This window comes from Mucilaginibacter sp. Mucisp73 (assembly GCF_059491465.1).
This window is the reverse complement of record NZ_CP168507.1, coordinates 6,627,262-6,651,147: the sequence shown is the minus strand read 5'-3', so window position 1 is coordinate 6,651,147 and position 23,886 is coordinate 6,627,262. Positions and strand designations below refer to the sequence as shown.

Below are 23,886 nucleotides of genomic sequence, written 5' to 3'. Positions count from 1 at the left end.
CAACACCCCACTTGCTAAGCAAGCCTGCTAAGCAAATTTGCGACTCGTCCTGTGGGGTGCCGAAACAAGTTCGGCATGACGATCTTTTTAAAAAGTTAGTAGCAAACTCCCTGAATAGTTTCTCACAAACAAAAAAATCCCCAACCTTACGGCTGGGGATTTCTATTTAATATCTGATTATAACTTACGCTACTGTCCCTTCTTTCAGCTTCTCAGCATTCTCTGCAAACTGAAGCGATTCAAGGATTTCCTGCAGGTCGCCGTTCAATACGCCCGGCAGGTTGTAAATAGTCAACCCGATCCGGTGCTCAGTTAAACGTCCCTGAGGATAGTTATAGGTACGTACCTTGGCCGACCTGTCGCCGGTTGATACCATGGTTTTACGTTTTTTTGATGTTTCTTCCAGGTGCTTTTGCAGTTCCATTTCGTACACCCTCGAACGCAATACCTGTAAAGCCTTATCGTAGTTCTTTAATTGTGATTTCTGGTCCTGGCATTGGGCAACAATACCGGTAGGGATGTGGGTTAACCTTACTGCCGAATACGTAGTATTTACCGACTGTCCACCCGGGCCTGAAGCGCAGAACAGATCTTTACGGATATCACTAACCTGCAGGTCGATATCAAACTCATCAACTTCGGGCAATACAACCACCGAAGCTGCTGAAGTATGTACACGGCCTTGTGTTTCGGTATCAGGCACACGTTGTACGCGGTGTACGCCCGATTCATATTTCAGGGTCCCGTAAGCGTCTTCGGCGTTTACGTTAAATACAATCTCTTTATAACCGCCGCTGGTGCCTTCGGTATAATCCACCAGCTCGGTACGCCAGCCGCGTTTTTCGCAATAGCGCATATACATGCGGTAAAGATCGCCGGCAAAAAGGGCAGCCTCATCACCACCGGTACCACCACGAATCTCCACAATAGCATTTTTCGAATCTTCAGGATCTTTAGGGATTAGCATCAGGCGAATTTCTTCCTCCTTTACTTCCTGTTGAGCAAGCAGTTCGTCAAGTTCCATTTTGGCCATCTCACGAAACTCCTCATCTTTTTCGGTAGCCAGGATCTCTTTATTGGTTTCGATATTGCTCATAATGTTGCGGTATATATGATACTCATCAACAATTTTGGCAAGGTCTTTATATTCTTTATTCAACTGGGCAAAACGCTTCATATCCTGCATTACCTCAGGATTGCTCAATTCACCTTCAACATTTTTCCAGCGCTCGTATATCAGCTCTAATTTATCTAACATATTTTATAAATAATGATGCAGCTAAAACTGTTTGATATTGAACCGGCTTATGAAATATTTAACGTTTCGGGCGGCTTACAGGCTTGCTGCAAAAAAGTGCACAAAAGTACGCATTTTACTGCATATTTTAATTCAGCGGATTGTAAGTTGTTTTTCTTAGTTTATAGATGATGGATCATAGAGCACCCCGCCTATGGTTCATAGTTCATGGACCATAGTAGCTCGGCTTATAGATCATAGTTCATGGATCATAGCAAAGCCACCCTATCAATATCAATTAGTCCAATCAAAAACCATGAACCATGATCTATTAACCATGAACTAAACAAAATACTCCAGCCTCAATTCATTACCATCAAAAACGGCATAGGAAAAATATGAAATCCATTCGCCAAGGTTAATATAACGGCTTTTAGGGGTCATTTGAATATCAAGCGGCATATGGCGATGGCCAAAAACAAGGTAGTCGTAAAAATTGGTCTTTAATTCTTCACGGCAAAAATTTACCAGCCATTCCTGTTCGCCTGGTTTTGGATTTTCTTTCTTTGCATTCGTATCCCGGCTGTGGCGACTCCATTTATTGGCTATTCCCACGCCAAGGTTTGGGTGAATGCGGGCAAACAGCCACTGGCAAAACCGGCTCCTGAAAAAACCTTTTAAAAACTTGTAAAAGTTATCACCGGGGCCAAGCCCGTCGCCGTGGTGAATGAAGAATTTTTTGCCGCCGCGTTCAATTTTCAATTCATTGCTGATGATAGTTGCGCCCAGTTCATTTACAAAATAATCAAACATCCACATATCGTGGTTGCCTTTAAACAGGTAAAGCTTTACACCGGCATCGGCAAGTTCGGCAAGTTTGCCAAGGAAACGGATGTAGCCTTTGGGCACTACGGTTTTGTATTCAAACCAGAAGTCGAAAACATCGCCAACCAGGAATAGTTCGGCGGCATCATGCTTAATACTGTCGAGCCAGCGCGTTATCTTATCTTCGCGTTGGCGGCTTGAGGCATATGTACCTGTGCCTAAATGAACATCAGAAGCAAAATAGAGTTTGTCGCGAACCGGCATATCGGCAAAAGTACGTTTTAACAGCCAAACAGAAAAGATAAAGATTGTTACACAATAACCAGCAAACAACGCCGTATCTTAGTGGTTATTCAGCATACATTAAACATTAAAATTATGGCAATCCTCGAAAACCCAAATCTTGACGATGCGCAGGAAGATAAAGACCCCGGCAACGAATTTGAGCAGAACGAAGGCCAGGATACCGGTAACGAAATAATCGATAACAGTGAGCCGGATGTAGCCGGATTGAATGCCGCCAGTCGCGCATCCGAATCGTCATTTACTTTAAATTTTGAAGACGGCTATGCTCCTGCGCCCGATAAAAAGAATGACGACCAGCAATTATCAAAACACTGATATATCAATAATGAAAAAATTACTACTGCCGGCATTGATCCTCGTCATTTTTGCCGGTAAGGCATCTGCACAGTCAAAAGGCTTTACGATGGCTGATTTCAAGGCTAATATAGGCAAAACAGGCACTTTGTGCGATACCGTTTACTCGTACAAAGCGGTGAGCGACACACTTACCCTATTAAACTTAGGCGCGGCTTACCCAAGGCAAAAATACACCATAGCGATAAAGGGCAATAAAATAAAGCTCGACCTGTCTACGATAAAAGGAAAACACGTATGCGCAACCGGCACATTTGAGTTTTTTAAAGGTCAGCCCGAAATCGTAGCCGACAAACCAGAGCAAATCACGGTTAACTAATAAGCTATCAATGCCTTATAAACAAGAAAAGCAGATCGTTGACCTGCTTTTCTTGTTTATAAGAGAATAATCTTATTAAGGTTTTTTAGCCTTAAGCTTTATGCATTTCGCTTTTAGCTTCAATTAAAAAGCTTTGTACAAGCCAAATACAATCTGCCCTTCGGTAATTGGCTGTTTGGTTACCAAACGGCCCACATTAAGCGTACGCCCGGTTGTGGTCACATCATATCCCTGCGATTTAACATAATTTCCTTTAAGCGATAATCCCCAGCCGGCACCCATATCAAACCTGATAGCCGCGCTGCCTCCATATGCAAAAGCATAGCCTTTGGCACTTTGCTGGGTAATGCTGCCGGTTTGCGCGTCAACTCCTGTAACACTAATGGTTAACTGCGGTGATGTTTGGCTTTTGATAGCACCTGCCGATGCCCTTAAATCAAATGACAGGCTTCGCCATACAAAGGTGTATTGCGGGCCTACTAACAGGTTAAAGCTACGGTAACGTTTATCGGCAGTTACAGTTCCCTGGTCGGCTTTAAAATCGGTTGTATAGCCCTGCGATAGTATCAGGTCGTCATCATATGAAAAATTGCTTTGGTCCTGGTATGAGAAAGTGTAACCGATACCAAAATTTCTGTAGATGTAATATGCTCCGTCAAGCTGAAAGGTAACACCCTTGTTTGCAAAGCCAGATTTATTATTCTTATAATCCACCTTTTGGAAATCGCTTAACGGATAAGAAATACCCATACCTAAGCCCACATAAGGTTTAAGTTTTACTTTGGTTTCGTCATCTTTATCGTTGGTATCCTGAGCTTTTGAAGTAAATGCCAGCAGTATTAAAAGGCCTGCTGTAAAAAAAGTAAGGGTTTGTTTCATGTTTGTTATTATGTAACTGTATTACCGTTAGTTGCCGCTGCATCCTTAACCGCAAAGCAAACGTGTAAAAAAACGCATTATTATTGATACTTCGGTGATAACAAGCTCCGCTTCCGGGTTAAAAATCACACGGGTTATCAACTGCAAAAAGTTAAAGGGGTAATTTTTAATAATTTGCCCTTATTTTACAACGGTTTTTTCACGCCGCTAATATAGCCTGCCACGGGCAATTAAACAGCAATCGGGTGTAAAATTAACAACTTTTAACCTTTTGAACCGTTATTGCCTTGCGGCAATGTAGCCTGAATGGCTATCTTTAGTTGCCTGTAATTTAAACAACCATGACAAAAACGTTCTGTTTATTTGCATTAGCTGTTTTATTTTGCAGCTATACACATGCACAAATGACTATAAAAACACTTCCATACCCTAAAACAAAAAAAGTTGATGTTGTTGATACCTATTTTGGCACACAAGTGCCCGATCCCTACCGCTGGCTGGAGAATGACCATGCCGATGATACCAAAGCCTGGGTACAGGAAGAAAATAAGGTAACGTTCAACTATCTCGATCAGATCCCCTACCGGGCCGACATTCATAAGCGCCTGGAGTTTTTATGGAATTACGAAAAATATAGCGCTCCCTTTAAGGAAGGCAAATACGTTTACTTTTATAAAAACGACGGGCTGCAAAGCCAAAATGTATTGTACCGCCAGTTGGGCGATAACGGCGCCCCCGAAGTTTTTCTCGACCCGAATAAATTCTCTGCCGATGGTACTACCTCTTTACAAGGCATCCAGTTTAGCAAAAACGGGGAGCTGGCAGCCTACCAGATCTCTGAGGGAGGCTCGGACTGGCGCAAGGTCATCGTTATTAACACCGAAGATAAAAGCGTTGTGGGTGACACCCTGAAAGATGTAAAATTCAGCGGACTGGCATGGCATGGTACCGATGGCTTTTATTACAGCAGCTACGATAAGCCGACAGAAGGCAGCCAGCTTTCGGGTATGACACAGTTTCATAAACTTTATTACCATAAGCTGGGCACACCTCAAAGTACCGATAAGCTGATCTTCGGCGGTGATAAAACCCCTCGCCGTTACATAGGAGCTTATCTTACCGAGGATGAACGCTTTTTGGTGATCACAGCCGCCACTTCAACAACCGGCAACGAGCTTTATATCCGGGACCTGAGCAAACCCGGCAGCCAGATCATTAACATTGTGAACAATTTTGATAACCAGCACAGCGTTTTGGATAATGTGGGGAGCAAGCTTTATATCCTCACCAATATCTACTCGCCCAATTTTAAAATAGTTACTGTTGATGCCGGCGAACCGGGTATCACCCATTGGAAAAACCTGATCCCCGAAACTAAAAACGTATTAAGCGCCACTACCGGCGGAGGTAAAATTTTTGCCGAATACCTGCAGGATGCCACCTCGCTGATCCAGCAATATAATATGGATGGCAAACTTGAACGTACTATCCAGTTGCCGTCAATAGGCTCCGCGTCGGGTTTCGGCGCAAAAAAAGAAGAGAAGGTTACCTATTACACTTTTACCAATTACATATACCCGCCAACTATTTTTAAGCTGGATATTGAAACCGGCGCCTCCTCTGTCTATAAAAAATCGGGGGCAAAGTTTGATCCTGAACAGTATGAATCAAAACAGGTGTTTTATACCTCGAAGGATAAAACAAAGATCCCAATGATCATCACCTATAAAAAAGGGACGGTACTTAACGGGCAAAACCCAACCTTGCTGTATGCTTACGGTGGTTTTGGCATTAGCTTAACCCCTGCTTTCAGTACATCAAACATCATATTGCTTGAGCATGGAGGTATTTATGCTGTGCCTAACCTGCGGGGCGGCGGCGAGTATGGCGAAACCTGGCACCGCAAAGGCATCAAGCTAAAAAAACAAAATGTGTTTGATGATTTTATTGCCGCGGCCGAATACCTTATCAAAAATAAATATACTTCCAACGATTACCTTGCCGTGTCGGGCGGCTCAAACGGTGGCCTGCTTATCGGCGCTATGCTAACCCAGCGTCCCGACCTGTTTAAAGTAGCATTCCCTGCCGTAGGCGTGCTGGACATGCTGAGGTATAATAAATTTACCGCAGGTGCCGGCTGGAGCTATGATTATGGTACCGCCGAAGATTCGGAACAAATGTTTAAATATCTTTATAACTACTCACCATACCATGCCCTTAAACCGGGCATTTACCCTGCTACCATGGTTACCACCGCCGATCATGACGACCGTGTGGTACCAGCCCATTCCTTCAAATTCGCGGCACGCCTGCAGGAATACCAGCAGGGTACTGCGCCAACACTTATCCGCATTGAAACCAATGCCGGCCACGGAGCAGGACAAAGTACAGCCCAGCTCATCAATGGCCAGGTTGATAAATGGGCCTTCATGTTCTGGAATATGGGGATAAAGTGGTAACGATTTTTTAATTTCAATACTCAATTTATAAATGAAAAAATACCTGTTAGCTGCTGTTCTGTTATTCGTTGCCTCGGCAATAACATTCGCGCAGCATAAAAAACCAAATTTAAACATTGTATTTATAGGCAACAGCATAACCCAGGGCGTGCAGCTGGCCAATCCGGCAACTGAAGCGCCGCCAGCCACGGCAGTGGCTTATCTGCAAAAACAAAAGAACCTGGACACAGTAAGCTTCAGTAACCAGGGCCATAGCGGCTACACCACGCTCGATTTTTTGCCAGGTACAGGTACTTTTGCTAAAGTTGAAGAAGCCGCCAGCGCGTTTACCAATAAGGATGCTTTACTGATATTTTCGATAAAACTGGGTACAAATGACAGTGCTATACACGGGCCGCATGGCGCGCCCGTATCGCCTGAAGATTATCAAAAAAATTTAAAGACCATAGCTGATAAACTTTTAGCCGATTTTCCAAAAGCGGTTATCATTTTCCAGCACCCGTTATGGTATAGTCCTAACACCTATAATGGAGCAAAATATTTGCAGGAAGGGTTAAGCAGGCTGCAAAGCTATGTGCCGATGATAGATGCGCTTGTAAAAGCATACGCCTCAACAAACCCCAAACAGGTTTTTGTCGGCGATACCAAAGCATTCGCCTACTTCGAAAAAAATCATTTAACTGATCTCATCCCCGAGAATGGTAAACAAGGTACTTTTTATCTTCACCCCAATAAAAAAGGGGCCGAAGCTTTAGGTGAGTTTTGGGGCACGGCTATCAATAAAATAATAAAGCGCTATTTTAAATAAATTACTTGGCGCTTTACATCTCTTAAATGAAAGCTAAAAGCACAATGCACAAAGCCGAAAGAACATATTGGTTTTCAATACCATTAAGTTACTTCGTGTAAGTTAAATAATAGGCGTTATATAACCCTACACTCATGCTAATCACCTCAAAATCACTACATAGCCCGAAATAACAATGTTATTCATCTTTGTATTTACTATATAGTAGTAAGTACCGGACGGCAGCGGTTTTCCCTGGTAAGTGCCATCCCAGGGCTTAGGATATCCTACAGAATGAAATAAAAGTTGCCCGTAGCGGTTGTAAACATCAACTGTGCTGTTTTCATACGCTACTAAGCCTTTAATTTCCCAATAGTCATTTACCCCATCACCATTTGGTGTAAAGGTGTTACTAACGTTTATTACCGGCGAAACCTTAACCGCAACAGTGCTTTTGTTAACGCAGCCGTTTGACTTATCGGTGATCTTCAGTTGATAAATTACATCCTGATCGCCGGTTACTACCGGGTTTTTAGCTGTAGCGTTGTCCAGACCGGTGGCCGGAGTCCATTCATAGCTTACGTTTTCGCTGCCTACCACCGGGTTTAAAGTGATCGTATGCCCTTTTAAAACATATCTCGTATCGCCGGCTGCATCTGCCTGCACCGTCGGCGGCGGCACAAAATTGATGGTGATATCATCAGTGGGGGTATGACAATCATCGGCCTGGGTTGCGGTAAGCGTTAATTTAACCGAGCCCTTGGCAATATCAATAGGGTCTGGCTGAAAGCTTGGATTAAGTACATTATCCGAAGGGATAAATCGCCCCAATCCCGATGCCGATGTCCATTTTACTGTAGTTCCGGAAAATACCTGTCCGCTCAGCGGCACCATTGGGCTCTGGATACAAACATTATCGATGCTTGGCGGTCCGGCATCGGCACCAGGGCTTGGCGCAAAGGTAATTGTAACATCCTTGGATACCGGAGCACAATCATCCTTCCCGGTTGATGTAAGGGTTAAGGTAATCGATCCCGCATTCCTTTCTGCCGTTGTCGGAGTATATCGTGCTTTGGGATCATCCTGCTTAGAGAAGCCATTGGGCGTCCCCCCGGTCCAGGTCCCTGTGCCGGTAGCACTTTGTACGCTGCCATCAAGCTGTATGTACGGAACCCTGACACAAACAGTTTGCGGGCCTCCCGCGTCAACAATTGGGATACTGTGTACTTCAACCGGCACCATATATGGTTCGCCCGGGCATTGATTAATTATCAGATACAAATTATAAGGACCCGCGTTAGCGGCTGTAGCTTTTGGAATAGTTACACTTGGGCTTTGGCTTTCCGATCTGAAATTATTGGGGCCGGTCCATAAATATGTTGCACCAGCTATAGGCTGGGTTTGCAGTATAATATCATTGCCTTCGCAAACGGGGCTGTTGCTGTGCCCTTCTATTTTTAATGTCTGGGGCCTTACAGTTACCGTATATTTAACCGGAGTACCCGGGCAGCCAAATGCTACAGGTGTTATGGTGTAAGAAACCTGGATAGGGTTTGTTGTGGTATTGACCAGGGCTTCATTAATAGGGTTAGCGGTTTGATCGGTAACCGCGGCATTGCTGATGCCGGTGACAGCCGGCCTGCTCCATAAAAACGTAGCCGTAGATATATTGGATGTTAAAGTAAGCCCAAGTGGGGTGTTGTTACACATAACAGACGACAGCGGCGGCGGATTGGTAATTACCGCTCCCGGGTTAACCGTCACCTTAAGCGGATACGGAACTCCCGGACAGTCGCCCGTTTTAAAATTAAACATATAGGTAACTTCAACAGGCGCATTGGTGGTATTATAAAGCACCTCTTTTATAGTAGGTGACGCCTGGCCCGCTACAGCAGCATTACTGATACCCGGAACGGCCTCCCTGCCCCATGTAAAGCTTGTTACCGTTACCGGGGTGTTAAATTTAACTTCGTAATTGGTGCTTGTACCATTACAAACCGGGCCGGGCGGAGCGCTTTTAACCACGGGGGTGGCATTTACCTTTACTGTGTATGTAAACACAGCTCCGGGGCAACCGTTTAAATATGGTGTTATTTTATAAGTCACGTCAACAGCCGCGCCGTTTGCATCGTTATTTAACAGTGTTTCGGTAATTGTGCTTGATGTTTGCCCCGTTACTGCTGGGTTACTGATGCCGGCAACAGCAGGGCGGTCCCATGAAAAAGTGGCGCCGGGCTGGTCGGCGGTGATCGCATAATTTAGCGCGGTACCGCTGCATATCGGATCGCCTGTGGCGCTGCTTATTACCTGTGGGGCGGGCGTAACTTTTACATCAACTTTAGTGCGTTCACTAATACAGTCATTAACCTTAGTCTCCACATAATAAGTTCTGTTGATGGTTAACGGAGCTGTAGGAAAAGGGTTTCCCTGGTGTACAGGGGTGCCTCCGACGGGCACATTGTACCAGGTGTAGGTGCCCGTTGAGCCGCTTGCGGTAAGTATAGCAGATTGGCCTTCACAAACCGTTGCTGTGTTATCGGTGCCAACCGTAGGTGCTGCCGGAGGGGGTATCGCCTTAACCAAAACAGGGGTACGCGCACTGGTAATACCGCCCACAGTTGTCGCAACATAATAAGTAATATCGTTTAGTATAGGCGGGGTAGTAAATATCGGGCCAACTTTAAGAGGCGTTCCACCGGTAGCATCGCTATACCAGCGGTATGTTCCGCCCGGCGCTGTGGCTACGAGGGTGGTTGTACTGCCTATACAAACAGATTTACCAGGGGCCGTTGGCGCGGCAGGCACCGGGTTTATAGTTATAGTAACTGTGCTCGATTTTGAACCGCAAGGTCCCGCAGGATCATTAGATGTTAAAGTTAGTGTCGCTACTTTTTCTCCCGTAGCCGGCGTATAAACAGCATCCTTACTTGTTGGGTCGGAGAACGTCCCCGCGCCGCCTGTCCATTTTACTGATGTAGCCCCCCCTCCGAAACTTCCGGCCAACTGTACAAGGTCGCCCTGCTTTTTAACCTGGTCCGGGCCTGCATCAACGATAACCCTATTGTAAATAGTTATCTGGTTGGTAGCAATACTTTGCGGACAGCCGCTGCTTGCGGCTATGGTATTGGTTATGGTGTACGGCCCCCCGGCGTGGCTTCTCACCAGGTCAATCTCGCCGGTGCCGGGATTCTTAAATACGATATTACCGGTCGGTTCGCTGAAAACGCCGGCACTTGCCCCCGGCTGGAAAACCGGCAGCGGGTTTTTTACATCGTTACAGATGGGGGTATTATATGTAAAAGTAGCATCCGGTGTTGTTACTATGGAGATGCTTTGGCTGGCCGTTCCCGGGCATGAGCCCCCATAGGTAAAAGTAATGGTATATTTTCCGGGAATACTTGCCGCCACATTGATCTCGCCTGTGGTGTTACTCACAAAAACCAGCCCCGGTGTTGACGAAAAAGTACCTCCGGCCGGATTAAGAATAGCAGGCTTTACATTACTTCCCGATGTACATATCGTGCCCGAAGGATACCGGAACTGGGGGTCAATAATAGATGTTATTGATACCGTGAAAGCGGTACGCGGACTAACACATGTGCCATTAACGGCCTCGGCATAAAAAGTTGTTTGTGCAAACAAAGGATCGGTAGTATAAGTGTTGCCGGTATGCACCGGTGTACCGCCTGTAGCACCAGTATACCATTGAATGGTTGCGCCCGAAGCCGGAACGCTTAAACTGGCAGGGTCGCCGGGGCATACCGTTGCAGTACCGTTAACCGTTGGAGCGGCAGGCAGTGGGGTAACCTGTACGGTTACCGGGGTACGCTGGCTGCTGCAGCCATTAGCTATACTTTGTACATAATAAGTGGTATTTGCAGTTAGCTCCGGCGTAACATAGGTGTTGCCGGTTACTAACAGGTTACCGCCGGTGGCCTGGTCATACCATTCATATTCATCGGGCGAGCCTGTTGCTGTAAGTGTGGCCGATGTACCGGCACATATTGCCGGAACCGGTTGCACAGCAGGGGCAGGGATCGGATCAAGAACAGTCACAGTAATTGCCGACCTCTCGCTGATACATGTTCCTACCGTGGTTTGAACATAATAAGTTGTGGTGGCTGTTAAAGCGGGAGTTGTAAATGTATCGCCCGAAAATATAGAGTTACCGCCGGTGGCCGCGGTAAACCATTGAAAACTTCCGCCTTGTGCCGATGTTGCCGTTAAAGAGGCTGTTGCCCCATTACAAATTACTGGCCCGTCGGGCACAACCGGTGCATCCGGGGCAGGGGTAACAGTAATTGTTATCGGGGTACGTTCGCTTGTGCAACCACCGGTGGTATGCTCAACATAATAAGTTTTATTACTTGTTAAAGCCGGGGTTTGAAAAGTATTGCCAGTACCAACCGAACTGCCACCTGTGGCTGCTGTATACCAGTTATACGTGCCGGTGGGCGATGGATCGGCAGTTAAGGTAATACCGGTGCCATAGCAGGCAGACGGTGATTGCGAAGGTGGCGCGGCCGGTATCGGCGTTACAGATACCGGCACCGCGATACGGTCGCTTGTGCAATCGCCTACCCGTGTTTGCACATAATAAGTAACCGCAGAGGTAAGCACCGGGGTTGTATAATCCGGGCTTGAAATTAACGGAGTGCCTCCTGAAGGTACATCAAACCACTCGGCTACCCCCGAGGCATCAGCATGCAGCGTAATAGCCGATCCGGAACAAGTGCTGTAGCCACCTGCAGGAAGTACAGGAACGGCTGGCGGTGCATTAATCCGGGCAACTACAGGGATACCGGAGCTGGCACAACCTTTAATTACTGTAAAAAGATAATAAGTGGTATTTGCAAATAATGGGGGTGTTATATAGGTTGCATCGTTGCTCAATGGTGTTCCTGTTCCCGAGGAATTTGAATACCAGGCATAACTGTCGGCACCCGAGGCTATTAACGTTGCGGGGGTACCATAACACACCGGATCTGCCTGAATGCCTGGCCGGCCTGTTACATTAACAACAACCGAGCTCCGTGTACTGGTACAGCTGCCTACTGTTGTTTCCACATAAAAAATGGTACCCTGGGTAATTGGGCCTGTTACATATGGGTTACCTGTAAACAAGAATTTGCCATCAGCATCATACCATTGGTAAGTTCCTCCGGGAGCCGTTGCTGTTAAAGTTGCCGAAGTATTGGGGCAAACAACCTGATTGGCTACCGTAGGCGGATTTGGAGAAGCTACAGCGGTAATGGGAATACTGGCAACTTTTGGCTGGCAGCCCGGGGTTTTATCACTAACCGTTACCGTATACGTTCCGGCTTTGTTTACATCAATAGATGGCGTATTTTCACCGGTGTTCCAGATATAGGTAAATGGGCCTGTACCGCCCGATAGATTAGCGGTTAACGTTACATTCTTTCCCGAACATATCGTATTAGCTGTTGAGGATATGGTTACATTCAATGTACAAACTTGACTATACCCTGCTAACGACCAAATAACCAACAGGAATAGTACAAGCAACGGCTTATTAATGTTCTTCATAAGTCTCTTTATACTCAATAAATGTGGCTGCAAGCGGCTCATTTTAACAACTCCCCTTATTGAGCACAGTTTTAAGATTGGCAAACAATACTGTTATGCTATACCAATCCGGCAATGATGTGCGCCTTTTTACGTAAAATACTAAAAATAGGTTTGATAAAACGTCAACAAAATGCACAATGAAACCCTGATGAAATTATTTCTTTTATAGATTAAAAAAATACCCGGTTAGGAAAATAACCAGGTATAAAAGAGGCACGATAGTGTACCTCGTACAATTACGGGATCTGCCGGTAATCATTCACTCTCCGGCAGCGATATAATAGTATTTTAAAGATCCGGATTGGCTTATAACAAAGCCACAAAATCACGCATTGCCTGTCCCGGATCCTGTTGTTTCATGAAAGTTTCGCCAATTAGAAAACCATTGAAACCTTCCAGTTTAAGGTGCCTGATGGTTTCGGGATCGCTGATGGCGCTTTCCGAAATCTTCATAAACTCGGCGGGGATATGTTTAGCCAATTTGTAAGATGTTTCAACCGACACGGTAAAATCGGCCAGGTTGCGGTTATTTACACCAATGGCATCCAGGTTGGGGTTAATGCTGCGTTCCAGTTCTTCGAGGTTATGCACCTCGAGCAATACGTTAAGGCCTATACTTTTGGCAAGTTTGGCCAGGGTATCAATTTCGGCAGGTGTAAGTATAGCGGCTATGAGCAGGATAATATCGGCGCCTAATGACTTGGCCTCTATTACCTGGTACTCATCTATCATAAAATCCTTGCGCAATACAGGGATGCTGTTTACCGAACGCGCTTTCACCAGATCGGCTTTCCGGCCCATGAAGAAGTTACGGTCGGTTAAAACCGAAAGTGCCGAAGCGCCGGCAGCGGCATAATCTGTTGTAACGGCGCTAACCCGCACCTTGTCGTTAATAATACCTTTTGAAGGCGATTTACGCTTAAACTCGGCTATGATACCGGTGCGTGACGGATCGAGCAAAAATTCTTTGAATGAATAAGTTTCACGGTGAAAATGATCCGATTCTTCAAGTACGGTATATGATGTACGTTTTTTTGCCGAAGCAACTTCTCTTTTTTTGTTGGCAACTATTTTATCAAGTATCGTCATAGGATCGAAGCACTAATATTTATGTCATTGCGGGGCGCGAAGCAATTAGTCTTACCCAACCCCGTCCAGAGGAGAGGATTTTAAATACTTTTTAAATCTTCCTTTCCGTAGGAGATTTAGAGGGGGCTAATTGCTCTCTTCCTTATAATGACATAGTTGTAAGCTATTGGTTAATAAGTGTATTTTTTAATCAATTTTATAACATGTACGTTGCCTGCGGCCCGGGCTTTTCGTTGCAAGTCCTCGCTTTTCCTGCCCCCAATCCCAACCCGCGCTGTGGGCTTTTCACTGCAATCCCTAACGCGGCCACCGCGCACCGCTAAGTGTCCTGCTCCCCGCGAGGGTCCTTCTGTCCCCGCAGGGTCCTCTGCGAGAGACCCTGATGAGACGTTATATCAATTTTTCAAAGTTATCATTATTCCTTAAAACTAAGCCTTAAGCCAGTTTTGCATCATTTCCTTACCATAATCGGTCAGGATTGATTCGGGGTGGAATTGTACGCCCCTTACATCATATTGCTTATGCTTAAGCGCCATGATAGAATTATCGGCTTCATCAATAGCGGTAACCTGCAATGAATCGGGCAGGTCATTCCCGCTTACTACCCATGAATGGTAACGTCCAACTTTAAAGCTATCGGGCAAACCGGCAAATAGTTCTTCATCGCCATCGGTTACTTTTATCGGCGTCGCGATACCATGCATAGGCTGGTTAAGATTGTACAGGCTCCCGCCAAATACTTCGGCAATAGCCTGCTGACCAAGGCATACCCCAAATATGCTTTTGGTGGGTGCATACTTTGCTATAACATCCAGCAGCAAACCGGCCTCTGAAGGAATGCCCGGCCCCGGCGATAGGATGATCTTATCAAAAGCCTCCACATCCTCAATGGCAAACTGATCATTTCTCCAAACCTCACATTCCAAGCCGAGCTCGTTAACCAAATGCACCAGGTTATAGGTAAAGGAATCGTAATTATCTATGATCAGAATCCCCCCCCGCCCCCTAAAGGGGGTGCTTGAAGAGGGTGTATTTATATTTTCGTTCATTGTTATATATATCTTAAAAAATCTATTAAAATCTAAATTATCCGCTATAATTCCCCCTTTAGGGGGTTAGGGGGCGTTGCCTACAGCTCCTCCGCCAGTTCAAAAGCCCTTCTCAAAGCAGAGATCTTGGTATCAACCTCCCTTAGCTCACTTTCGGGGATCGAACCGGCGACTATGCCAGCACCTGCCTGGTAATGCAACGTATTGTTCTTGCTCAAAAACGAACGGATCATAATAGCATGGTTAAAATCTCCGTTGAAGCCCAGGAAACCTATAGCACCGCTGTAAAAGCTGCGTTTTATATTTTCGTTTTCATCGATGATCTCCATGGCTCGGTATTTTGGAGCGCCGCTCAGCGTGCCCGCCGGGTAAGTATCAGCTACAACTTTAAAGGCCGATACACCGGGCTTCAGTTTTCCGCTTACGTGTGATACCAAATGGATCAGGTGCGAGTAATACTGAACCTCTTTAAATGCCTTCACGGTTACATTTTCACAATGACGGCTCAGGTCGTTACGGGCCAGGTCAACCAACATTACGTGTTCTGCCGATTCTTTGGGGTCGTTCTCGAGGTTGCGGGCCAGCTCGGCATCGCGCTCATCATCACCGCTGCGTTTAAATGTTCCGGCTATCGGGAATATGTTAGCCACATTATTTTTTATGGTGATCTGCGCTTCGGGCGACGAGCCAAAGATCCTGAAATCGCCAAAATCAAAATAAAACAGGTATGGTGATGGGTTGATAGAACGCAGGGCGCGGTAAACGTTAAACTCGTCGCCCAGGAAAGTACGGGAGAAAGCCCTTGAAGGCACTATCTGGAAAACATCGCCCCGATAAATGTGCTGCTTCATTTTCTCCACTATGGCAATGAACTCATCGCCGGTAAGGTTCGATTTTTCATCGCCATTGCTTTTAAAGCTATACTCGGGGAAGTTTTTGTTTTTGATGAGGTATTCCAGTTTTTCGATACCGCCATTGGTTGGTGCACCTTCGGACTGATTATGAAATATGTAAAGTTCATTTTTAAAGTGATCGATAGCGATGATGTACCTGTAAATATGGTACTGCATCACCGGGATCTGGCGTGTAGCATCATCGCTTTGCTTTAGTTTAATGGTTTCATAATGTTCAACGGCCTCGTGGGTAAAGTAACCAAACAAGCCATTGGTGATCATTTTTAGCGGCAGCGAGTCGGTTTCAAAGCTACCGGTAAAATTGTTAAGCTGTTCAATCAAATCAAACGTACCAGCCTCATGTACTTCCTGGCTGCCATCGGGATATTGTTTTTTTAGGATACCGTTATTGAGCACTATACCGCTGAGCGGTTCGCAGCAAATATAGCTGGTGCTGTTTTCGCGGCTGTGATAATCCGAGCTTTCCAGCAGCAGCGAGTTGGGGAATACATCGCGCAGGCGAAGGTAAATGCTCACCGGTGTGGTGGTATCGGCCAGCAGCTTTTTATAAGTAGTAGTAATTTTAAATGTGCTCATGTTTATTTTTCAAATATCTTAAAACAAAAAAACCCGGCGAATTGGGGTCGCCGGGTTTCCTATTTAGGTTCACAATTGATTAGGTTGTCTCTGATCAAAAAGCGCAAGCCGGCTGCCAATTTAATTGGTGCCACCAGCTGTTTTTATGTGTGTTTTTAATCATCGCGGTCACAAATTTATAAAGAAATTTGAATTGTCAAATTTTTTGTGAAATTATTTATTTGCTAAATCCTATTAGCTACGTAGAATTACTGTGGAATAAGCATAATACCTACCGAAATAAGTACAATCCCGATCAAATAAAAGATAGCGATGGCTTTATGCTTAGCCTCTGGCAGGGCAGCTTTCTTCGATTTGCTGTGACCGATAGTGATCAAAACAATGGCAATAAGCATAATTACCCAATGCTCAACCGTAAAATAACGGGTGACAGGGTTTTTCATGGTCTCCTTGCTAAACTGCACCATCGGACTGATAAAAAACAAAATAATTCCCAGCAAAAATTGCGTATGTACCGAGATCATGGCAAACAGGTTAAGCTTGCGGTTGCCCTCGCCGTAAGGTCTTTTACCCAGCCAGCCCATAAACGCGCGGATAAGGGCCAGCAATACCAGTACAATAACAATGTACCTGAAACCGGAATGGAATTCCTTAAAAAAGCTATAAAGTGTCATACATCAAAATTTGCCGTGAATATACAACATATAGCTCATTGATGGCATTAGGTCATTGGGTCATTTTTTGCAGACATAAACTGCCGTTAATAAAAAAATGTCAATTGCGAGCGCAGCATGGCAATCGCACGGAAGCACGGCCGCTCTGTATAGCATGCGATTGCCGCGTCGCACCTCGGCTCGTTCCCATTGTGCTCCTCGCAATTGTAAGAGTTTAGTAATTCGATGACAGAATGAATAGTTTTATTTTTTGTTGTTTAGGGAGACCATATCGATTGGCTTTTTGCCATTAATACCTTGATGTGGTCTTTCCCAATTATAATAATAAAGGTATTTTAGCAATTCATCTTCAAGCTCTTCAAAACTGTCAAAATCAGTATCTTCAATTAGATCCTCTTTAAGAGTCCTCCAGAACCGCTCAACCTTGCCGTTTGTTTGCGGCCGGTAAGGCTGCATATAGCGTCGTTTGATGCCTGTTTCTACCAGCATTCTTTCAAAGGGATGATTCTTTTTGTTCAGACTGGCGGAAGTGCCAAACTCGGGCCCGTTGTCAGCTATGATTTCCTCGAACTGGATGCCGAACTCCCGCTTGAGGGCCTGCATACAGCGTAATGCTGTAAACATTGCAGTTAAGGCTGTATAACTCTGCCCATGCCAAACGGGAATAATCATCTAAAACACAGAGCAGATAAAGCTTTCTATGCTGTCCGCGAATGACTGTTTTACCCAGATGGTGACAATCGATATGTCCTAACTGACCCATACGTTCTTTGATGATCCTGCGCTTTTGTTCCTTATTGGCTACCGTTAAACGATTCTGCTGATATCGTTTCAGGATATTATATACCCCTGAAGGTGATGGTGTAAAGGTATTGGCTTTTTGTTTGATCCGCTCCGCTATTTCAAATTTATTGCAGCCCCGTGCGCGCAGCTCCAGTACCTGGGCTTCATCCTGTAATGAGGGACGCCTGGTTTGGCACTTCGGGCCACGTTTACCAGGTAGCAGATCCTCCTCATTACCCGATTGTTTAAAACGGTTGTAATATTTACGAAAACTACGCCTGTCTGTATGATGGGCTGCATAGAAATCTTTAGCAAATCTGAAGATTGGATGTTGCTTTGCCTTTACCTGGTCATACTCAAGAATTAACTGCCGATAAGTCTTTAAGTAATTACGCTTCAGCGTTAGATCATCATTATTGTTTCGCATAACTTATTAGCTAATGGTATAAAGCTAATTCTGTTACCGAATTATATAACCTTTACAGCAATGACATGGTTTATAATTTATCCCATAAACAAAAAAAGCGATGAGCCTAAACCCATCGCTTTTCAAAATCCGAAATCGAAAATCCGATATTCGAAATCAATAAATTATATCAGCAGCCTTACCGGCTCTTCTAATAATTGTTTTAATGTTTGCAAGAAGGCGGCAGCTGTAGCGCCGTCAACCACGCGGTGGTCGGCGCTCAGGGTAACCTTCATGATGTTGCCAGGTACTACCGCACCATTTTTAACAACCGGAACAGCCTGAATACCGCTTACAGCAAGGATACATGCGTTTGGTGTGTTAATGATGGCCGTAAACTCGTCAACGCCAAACATACCAAGGTTTGAAATGGTGAAGGTTGAACCTTCCATTTCGTTTGGCTGTAGTTTTTTAGATTTTGCTTTGCCTGCAAACTCTTTCACTTCAACCGAAATATGGCTTAATGATTTACCATCGGCAAATTTGATAACCGGTACCAATAAACCTTCGTCAACAGCAACGGCAACACCAACGTGAACGTGCTCATTAGTGCGGATCTTATCGCCTAAGAATGATGAGTTGATAGCAGGATGCTGCCTTAAGGCAACAGCGCAGGCTTTAACAACAAAATCATTAAATGAAATTTTAACCGGAGCGATCTCGTTCATACGGGTACGGGCCACAATAGCCTGATCCATATCAATGCTCATGGTTACGTAGAAATGCGGAGCAGTAAACAAGCTTTCGCTTAAGCGGCGGCTGATAGCTTTACGCATTTGAGTAACCGGCCTTTCGCTGAATTTCTCTTCGCCTGTAAAGGTTGGCAATACGATAGGTGCTTTTGCAGCAGCAGCCGGAGCGGCAGCAGGTGCAGCTTCAGTAACAGGAGCCGCAGCCGGTTTAGCCGACGGTGTATATTCTTCCACATCCTTTTTGATGATACGGCCGCCTTCGGCACTTCCTTTTACATCATTAAGGTTGATACCTTTATCTTTAGCTATTTTACGTGCCAGCGGAGATGCTTTTACGCGGCTATCATCAGTGTTAGAAGTTTCAGTGGCAGGTGCAGTTGCAGTCGCCTCCGTTTTAGTTTCAGTGGCAGGTGCAGCTTCAGCGGCGGCAGGAGCCGAACCACCATCCTGTAATAGCGGGGTGATGTCGGTACCTTCTTTACCTACTATGGCAATAATATCATTTACTTTAGCGGCTTCCCCTTCTTTAACACCTATATATAACAAGGTACCGGCTTCGTAACCCACAACTTCCATGGTAGCCTTATCGGTTGCCACATCAGCCAGTGAATCATCTGCTTTTACTTTATCGCCAACTTTAAAGTTCCATTTTTCAATGGTACCTTCGGTCATGGTGTCGCTCAATAATGGCATGCGGATAACCGTAGCCGGAATGCTTGATAAATCAACCTTAGGTGCGGCTGGTGCCGGAGTAGCGGCAGGTGCTTTGTCGGCAGCTGGTGCCGCTTCCTTAACAGGCTCTGCGGCAGCGCCACTGCCAGCCTGGTCAAGTAAAGACTTATAATCTTCACCTTCTTTACCTAAAATGGCAATTACAGAATCAACCGGGGCGGCAGCACCTTCCTGTATACCTATATACAGCAATGTACCATCCTGGTACGATTCAAAATCCATGGTAGCTTTATCAGTTTCAATCTCGGCCAGTACATCGCCCGATTTAACCTTGTCGCCAACTTTTTTATGCCATTTCGCCAATACCCCTTCGGTCATGGTATCGCTCATTTTAGGCATTTTTACTACTTCGGCCATATATTAATAGTATTATAAATTCAGTATAAATATAGTTAGTTCTTATCGTGAAGTTTAAAGTCTGAAGTTTTTAGCCTGAAGTCTTTTTTTTTGACCGCAAAGACTGTAGGCTTTCGACTTAGTACTTTCGACTTAAAACTTAGTCCCTTATATAAGGGTAATCTTCTTGAACGTAAACATCTGTATATAATTCAGATGCCTCCGGCCATGGCGATTCTTCAGCAAACTTCACAGCTTCGTCAACAATAGCTTTGATCTTAGCGTCCATTTCGTCAAACCATGCTTCATCAGCATATTTTTCGGCAAGGATAGTTTGTTTGGTAGCCTCAAGAGGGTCTTTCGCTTTATAGCTTTCCAACTCCTCTTTAGTACGATACTTTTGCGGATCGGACATGGAGTGACCTTTATAGCGGTAAGTACGCATTTCAAGGAAAGTTGGGCCTTCACCTGCGCGCGCGCGCTGAACAGCTTCGTCCATTGCTACGTGTACCGCAGCAGGATCCATACCATCAACCGGCGATGAAGGGATTCCATAAGGCAGGCCTAATTTATAAATATCAGTCTGCGCGGTTGTACGCTCAACAGAAGTACCCATGGCATAACCATTGTTTTCGCAAACAAAAATTACAGGCAGTTTCCAAAGCGCAGCCATATTAAAGGTTTCGGTAAGCGCGCCCTGGCGTACGGCACCATCACCCATATAGGCAATGTTCACAAACTCGGTACCTTTATATTTTTCGGCAAAAGCAATCCCGGCACCCAGTGGTACCTGGCCGCCCACAATGCCGTGACCACCATAAAAATGTTTTTCTTTATCAAACATGTGCATAGAACCACCTTTGCCTTTTGAGCATCCGGTAGCTTTACCATACATTTCGGCCATAATGGCGTTTGGAGTTACACCTTTAGCAAGTGCATGAGCATGATCGCGATATGCGGTGATCATGCTGTCTTCAGGTTTAATTACAGACATGGCTCCGGCTAAAACAGCCTCCTGCCCAATATATAAGTGGCAAAAGCCCCTGATCTTTTGTTGTCCGTATAACTGTCCTGTTTTTTCTTCGAACCTGCGCATCAATAGCATCTGTTCGTACCACATCAGGTAGGTGTCCTTGTTTATTTCGATTGAACTCATGTATTAAACAACCTTTTTGGAGTAAAGCGCAAATCTAATTATATCCTGCAAAATATCGAAACCTCAAGCAAATTGTTGCAAAATTTTATTCGGTGGCCTTAAAGTGTGTTTAAACACAACAAACTGGCTGTTTATGAGTTTGGCATAGTCCGGCAGGTTAAAATAGAACTTAAAAAAACACACCACGGCGCAATAAATTATCGTTTTACGAAGTTTTAGAAGGGTTGTTTTTCGCAAAAGACTAAAAAAAGCCTTTAAATAATTACAACCAAATTACATTAATACACGTACAAAAGCCTGTTTATTAAAAGGATGTGTAATAAAAAGCGCTTTTTTATATTTTTTGAAAAATAAGCTGCATTTATTTGCAATTTTAAAAAATATAAATAGTTTTGTAGAGCACGATAGACATAGTGTCTGATTTAATAAACAATTTGTTGTCCTAACTCAACAAACAAACTGATTAAATGAAGAAATTTGCCCTGGCTATTGCCTTACTTTTCAGCGTCGTAGCTTCACAAGCTCAAACCAAAAGTGCCCAAAGCACCAGTGATGATAACAAAGACGACCAGGAAAGTTTAGGTAAAGCATACTTTTCCCAAATTATGGGAGTTGCTTTATCTGCTACCTCAAACATGAAACTCTTTCACTTTGTTTACGATTGGATTGGTACCCCCTACCATTTTGGCGGAAGCTCAAGAAGAGGCATTGACTGCTCAGCCTTCACCAAAGAATTGTACAGCGAAGTTTTTAACCTCGATATTAAACGTAACTCACGCGATATTTTCAGCATGGTTAACCCTGTTGGTAAAGATGAGTTAAAAGAAGGCGATTTGGTTTTCTTTAAGATCCACAGCCGCAGCATTTCACATGTAGGTATTTATTTAGGTAATAATAAATTTGCTCATGCCTCGTCAAGGGGTGTAGCCATCAGTAGCCTTGACGATGCTTACTACAGCCGTTTCTTTTATAAAGGCGGCAGGTTGTTAGCCTCGTTTAAAGACGAGTTTAAAGGTTCGGCATCGACGGGTAACAACGATATGGGCGACGACGTAGACGAAAGCAAGAACTAAACGATTTTGAAATAAATAAACTAATTTGGTCCCTTCATCCTGGTGAGGGGATTTTTTTTATAATGAAATTTTTATTGCTTACGGCAGCCTGCCTGGCGCTGTTTTTACAGGCGTGTAACCATCCGCCAAATAAAAAACAAATCCTGGCCCCTGCACCTAAACCCGATACTGCCACTACAACAACTACAGCAGTTGTTCAGCCTGATTCATCCATATCCATTGCCGCTGTTGGCGATATGATGCTCGGAACATCGTACCCTAATAATTATACCCTCCCCCCCGACAGTGCGAAAAACAGTTTTAATGTAATAGCTAACGAACTAAGAAACGCCGACGTAACTTTTGGCAATCTTGAAGGCAGCTTGCTTGACGGAGGGACCCCCGCCCATTATAAACTGCATCAACGAAGTAAGGCTTACTTGTTCAGGATGCCTACAGCCTATGCAGGCGTTTTTAAAAACGCCGGTTTTAACTTGCTGAGCCTGGCCAATAACCATATAGGCGACTTTGGCGATACGGGCCGGATGAGTACCACTCACGTGCTTGATAGCATAGGGATTAATTATGGCGGATTGCTTAGCCACCCCTCCACAGTGTTCGAACGTAACGGTGTTAAATATGGCTTTTGCGCTTTTGCCCCCAATGCCAATACCCTGCCTATTCTCGACCTAAAGAACGCAGCCCGTATCATAAGCCAACTGAAACAGCAATGTGATATTCTCATTGTATCATTTCATGGTGGCGGCGAGGGCGTAGCTTGTGAACATATTCCTTTTGCAATGGAATCCTTCATCAGTGAAAAACGTGGCGATGTAAATGCCTTTGCCCATAATGCTATTGATGCCGGTGCAGATATTATATTGGGCAATGGCCCGCACGTGAGCCGGGCAATGGAGGTTTATAAAAACCGGCTGATCGCTTACAGTCTCGGTAATTTTTGTACTTATAAATCGGTAAGCGTGGCAGGCGTTTGCGGCCTGGCGCCATTATTAAAAGTAAAGCTGAACAAAAAGGGGGAGTTTTTAAACGGACGCATCATATCCCTAAGGCAAGCGCATGATAAAGGGCTTGAACTTGATTCGCTTAACCGTGCTGCTATCCGGATCAGGGAACTTACAGAAGCCGACTTCCCGAATGCGGGATTACTTATATCCGACACGGGCGAGATCAGCCTTAACCCGGCTATTCAGAGCGAGAATTTATAAATAGATACCAGGGCAGGAATTAAACGCCGTATCTACTCACCCCGACTTCGCTACGCTCGTCACCCCTCTCTGCTGCGCAAAGAGGGGGTTTTAATTTCTTCCTACCCTTTGCGGCACAGCCGGAGAGAGGGTGGTCCAGCGAAGCGTAGACCTGGTGAGTAAACTATGCGATTTGCAGCTAACACGCTATTTAAGCCGCTTCATCCTTAGTATTCCGCACCAGGCTGATACCCGTTGTAAAAAATATTAATGAGATAATACCTATTACCACCATGGTGGTTATTTGCGCGCTATGGTTTATGATAGCTACACCGGTATAAATAAGGCCAACTATACCAAGCACGCTCAATATAGCTCCAAAAGTTCGTTTTAAGTTCATAACAGGT

Annotated in this window: 19 protein-coding genes; 6 read left to right on the top strand and 13 right to left on the bottom strand. The window is 44.9% G+C overall.

The annotated features are described in order from the left end of the window. Positions 1–184: 184 nt before the first annotated feature. Both prfA and ACEN82_RS27690 read right to left on the bottom strand, forming a co-directional pair. Positions 185–1,258, bottom strand: a complete 1,074-nt coding sequence (gene prfA, locus ACEN82_RS27695; RefSeq protein ID WP_091167385.1) for a peptide chain release factor 1 — start codon at positions 1,256–1,258, stop codon at positions 185–187. Between the two features lie 321 nt (positions 1,259–1,579). Beyond that, entirely contained in the window at positions 1,580–2,326 is a 747-nt protein-coding gene (locus tag ACEN82_RS27690; RefSeq protein WP_413321792.1) for a UDP-2,3-diacylglucosamine diphosphatase, read from the bottom strand. Between the two features lie 114 nt (positions 2,327–2,440). On the opposite strand from ACEN82_RS27690, the gene ACEN82_RS27685 reads away from it, so the two are divergent. Together ACEN82_RS27685 and ACEN82_RS27680 are read left to right on the top strand one after the other, a co-directional pair. Then, the gene (locus ACEN82_RS27685; RefSeq protein WP_413321791.1) at positions 2,441–2,683 is read left to right on the top strand and encodes a hypothetical protein; all 243 of its coding nucleotides are present in this window, start codon (positions 2,441–2,443) and stop codon (positions 2,681–2,683) included. Positions 2,684–2,693: 10 nt separating this feature from the next. Continuing rightward, positions 2,694–3,041, top strand: coding sequence for a hypothetical protein (locus ACEN82_RS27680; protein ID WP_413321789.1), 348 nt, complete (start codon positions 2,694–2,696; stop codon positions 3,039–3,041). A 123-nt stretch (positions 3,042–3,164) separates the two neighbouring features. On the opposite strand, the gene ACEN82_RS27675 is transcribed toward ACEN82_RS27680, so the two are convergent. Next, the gene (locus ACEN82_RS27675) at positions 3,165–3,920 is read right to left on the bottom strand and encodes an outer membrane beta-barrel protein (protein WP_413321788.1); all 756 of its coding nucleotides are present in this window, start codon (positions 3,918–3,920) and stop codon (positions 3,165–3,167) included. A 341-nt stretch (positions 3,921–4,261) separates the two neighbouring features. Between ACEN82_RS27675 and ACEN82_RS27670 the strand changes: the two genes are divergently transcribed. Then, positions 4,262–6,379, top strand: coding sequence for a prolyl oligopeptidase family serine peptidase (locus ACEN82_RS27670; protein ID WP_413321786.1), 2,118 nt, complete (start codon positions 4,262–4,264; stop codon positions 6,377–6,379). Positions 6,380–6,410: 31 nt separating this feature from the next. Then, complete coding sequence (locus ACEN82_RS27665; RefSeq protein WP_413321784.1) at positions 6,411–7,187, top strand: GDSL-type esterase/lipase family protein; 777 nt, start codon at positions 6,411–6,413, stop codon at positions 7,185–7,187. Between the two features lie 141 nt (positions 7,188–7,328). On the opposite strand, the gene ACEN82_RS27660 is transcribed toward ACEN82_RS27665, so the two are convergent. From ACEN82_RS27660 to pdhA, 9 genes are all read right to left on the bottom strand, one after another. Continuing rightward, positions 7,329–12,713: an Ig-like domain-containing protein gene (locus ACEN82_RS27660; RefSeq protein ID WP_413321783.1), complete on the bottom strand. Its 5,385-nt coding sequence runs from the start codon at positions 12,711–12,713 to the stop codon at positions 7,329–7,331. A 348-nt stretch (positions 12,714–13,061) separates the two neighbouring features. Beyond that, complete coding sequence (gene trpC / locus ACEN82_RS27655; protein WP_090534816.1) at positions 13,062–13,844, bottom strand: indole-3-glycerol phosphate synthase TrpC; 783 nt, start codon at positions 13,842–13,844, stop codon at positions 13,062–13,064. 428 nt (positions 13,845–14,272) lie between these two features. After that, positions 14,273–14,893 (bottom strand): anthranilate synthase component II, encoded by a 621-nt coding sequence (locus ACEN82_RS27650; protein WP_495644053.1) that lies wholly within the window; start codon positions 14,891–14,893, stop codon positions 14,273–14,275. Positions 14,894–14,973: 80 nt separating this feature from the next. Beyond that, entirely contained in the window at positions 14,974–16,383 is a 1,410-nt protein-coding gene (locus ACEN82_RS27645) for an anthranilate synthase component I family protein (protein WP_413321782.1), read from the bottom strand. Positions 16,384–16,631: 248 nt separating this feature from the next. Further along, positions 16,632–17,057 (bottom strand): cytochrome B, encoded by a 426-nt coding sequence (locus ACEN82_RS27640; RefSeq protein WP_413321781.1) that lies wholly within the window; start codon positions 17,055–17,057, stop codon positions 16,632–16,634. 243 nt (positions 17,058–17,300) lie between these two features. Then, the gene (locus ACEN82_RS27635; RefSeq protein ID WP_413321780.1) at positions 17,301–17,546 is read right to left on the bottom strand and encodes an integrase core domain-containing protein; all 246 of its coding nucleotides are present in this window, start codon (positions 17,544–17,546) and stop codon (positions 17,301–17,303) included. A gap of 61 nt (positions 17,547–17,607) precedes the next feature. After that, complete coding sequence (locus ACEN82_RS27630) at positions 17,608–18,267, bottom strand: hypothetical protein (RefSeq protein ID WP_413321779.1); 660 nt, start codon at positions 18,265–18,267, stop codon at positions 17,608–17,610. A gap of 164 nt (positions 18,268–18,431) precedes the next feature. Then, on the bottom strand, positions 18,432–20,087 hold the full coding sequence (locus ACEN82_RS27625; RefSeq protein ID WP_413321778.1) for a dihydrolipoyl dehydrogenase family protein: 1,656 nt from the start codon (positions 20,085–20,087) through the stop codon (positions 18,432–18,434). 139 nt (positions 20,088–20,226) lie between these two features. Further along, a complete protein-coding gene (gene pdhA / locus ACEN82_RS27620; protein WP_413321777.1) occupies positions 20,227–21,222 on the bottom strand; it encodes a pyruvate dehydrogenase (acetyl-transferring) E1 component subunit alpha in 996 nt (331 codons plus the stop codon). 467 nt (positions 21,223–21,689) lie between these two features. Here pdhA and ACEN82_RS27615 point away from each other — a divergent pair, with 467 nt between their 5' ends. Together ACEN82_RS27615 and ACEN82_RS27610 are read left to right on the top strand one after the other, a co-directional pair. Then, positions 21,690–22,295 carry a C40 family peptidase gene (locus tag ACEN82_RS27615; protein ID WP_090534806.1) on the top strand — a complete coding sequence of 202 codons (606 nt, stop codon included), beginning with the start codon at positions 21,690–21,692 and terminating at the stop codon, positions 22,293–22,295. A 62-nt stretch (positions 22,296–22,357) separates the two neighbouring features. Then, positions 22,358–23,500: a CapA family protein gene (locus ACEN82_RS27610; protein ID WP_413321776.1), complete on the top strand. Its 1,143-nt coding sequence runs from the start codon at positions 22,358–22,360 to the stop codon at positions 23,498–23,500. Positions 23,501–23,690: 190 nt separating this feature from the next. Here ACEN82_RS27610 and ACEN82_RS27605 read toward each other — a convergent pair whose 3' ends face one another. Beyond that, complete coding sequence (locus ACEN82_RS27605; protein WP_090534854.1) at positions 23,691–23,879, bottom strand: hypothetical protein; 189 nt, start codon at positions 23,877–23,879, stop codon at positions 23,691–23,693. Positions 23,880–23,886: the final 7 nt, after the last annotated feature.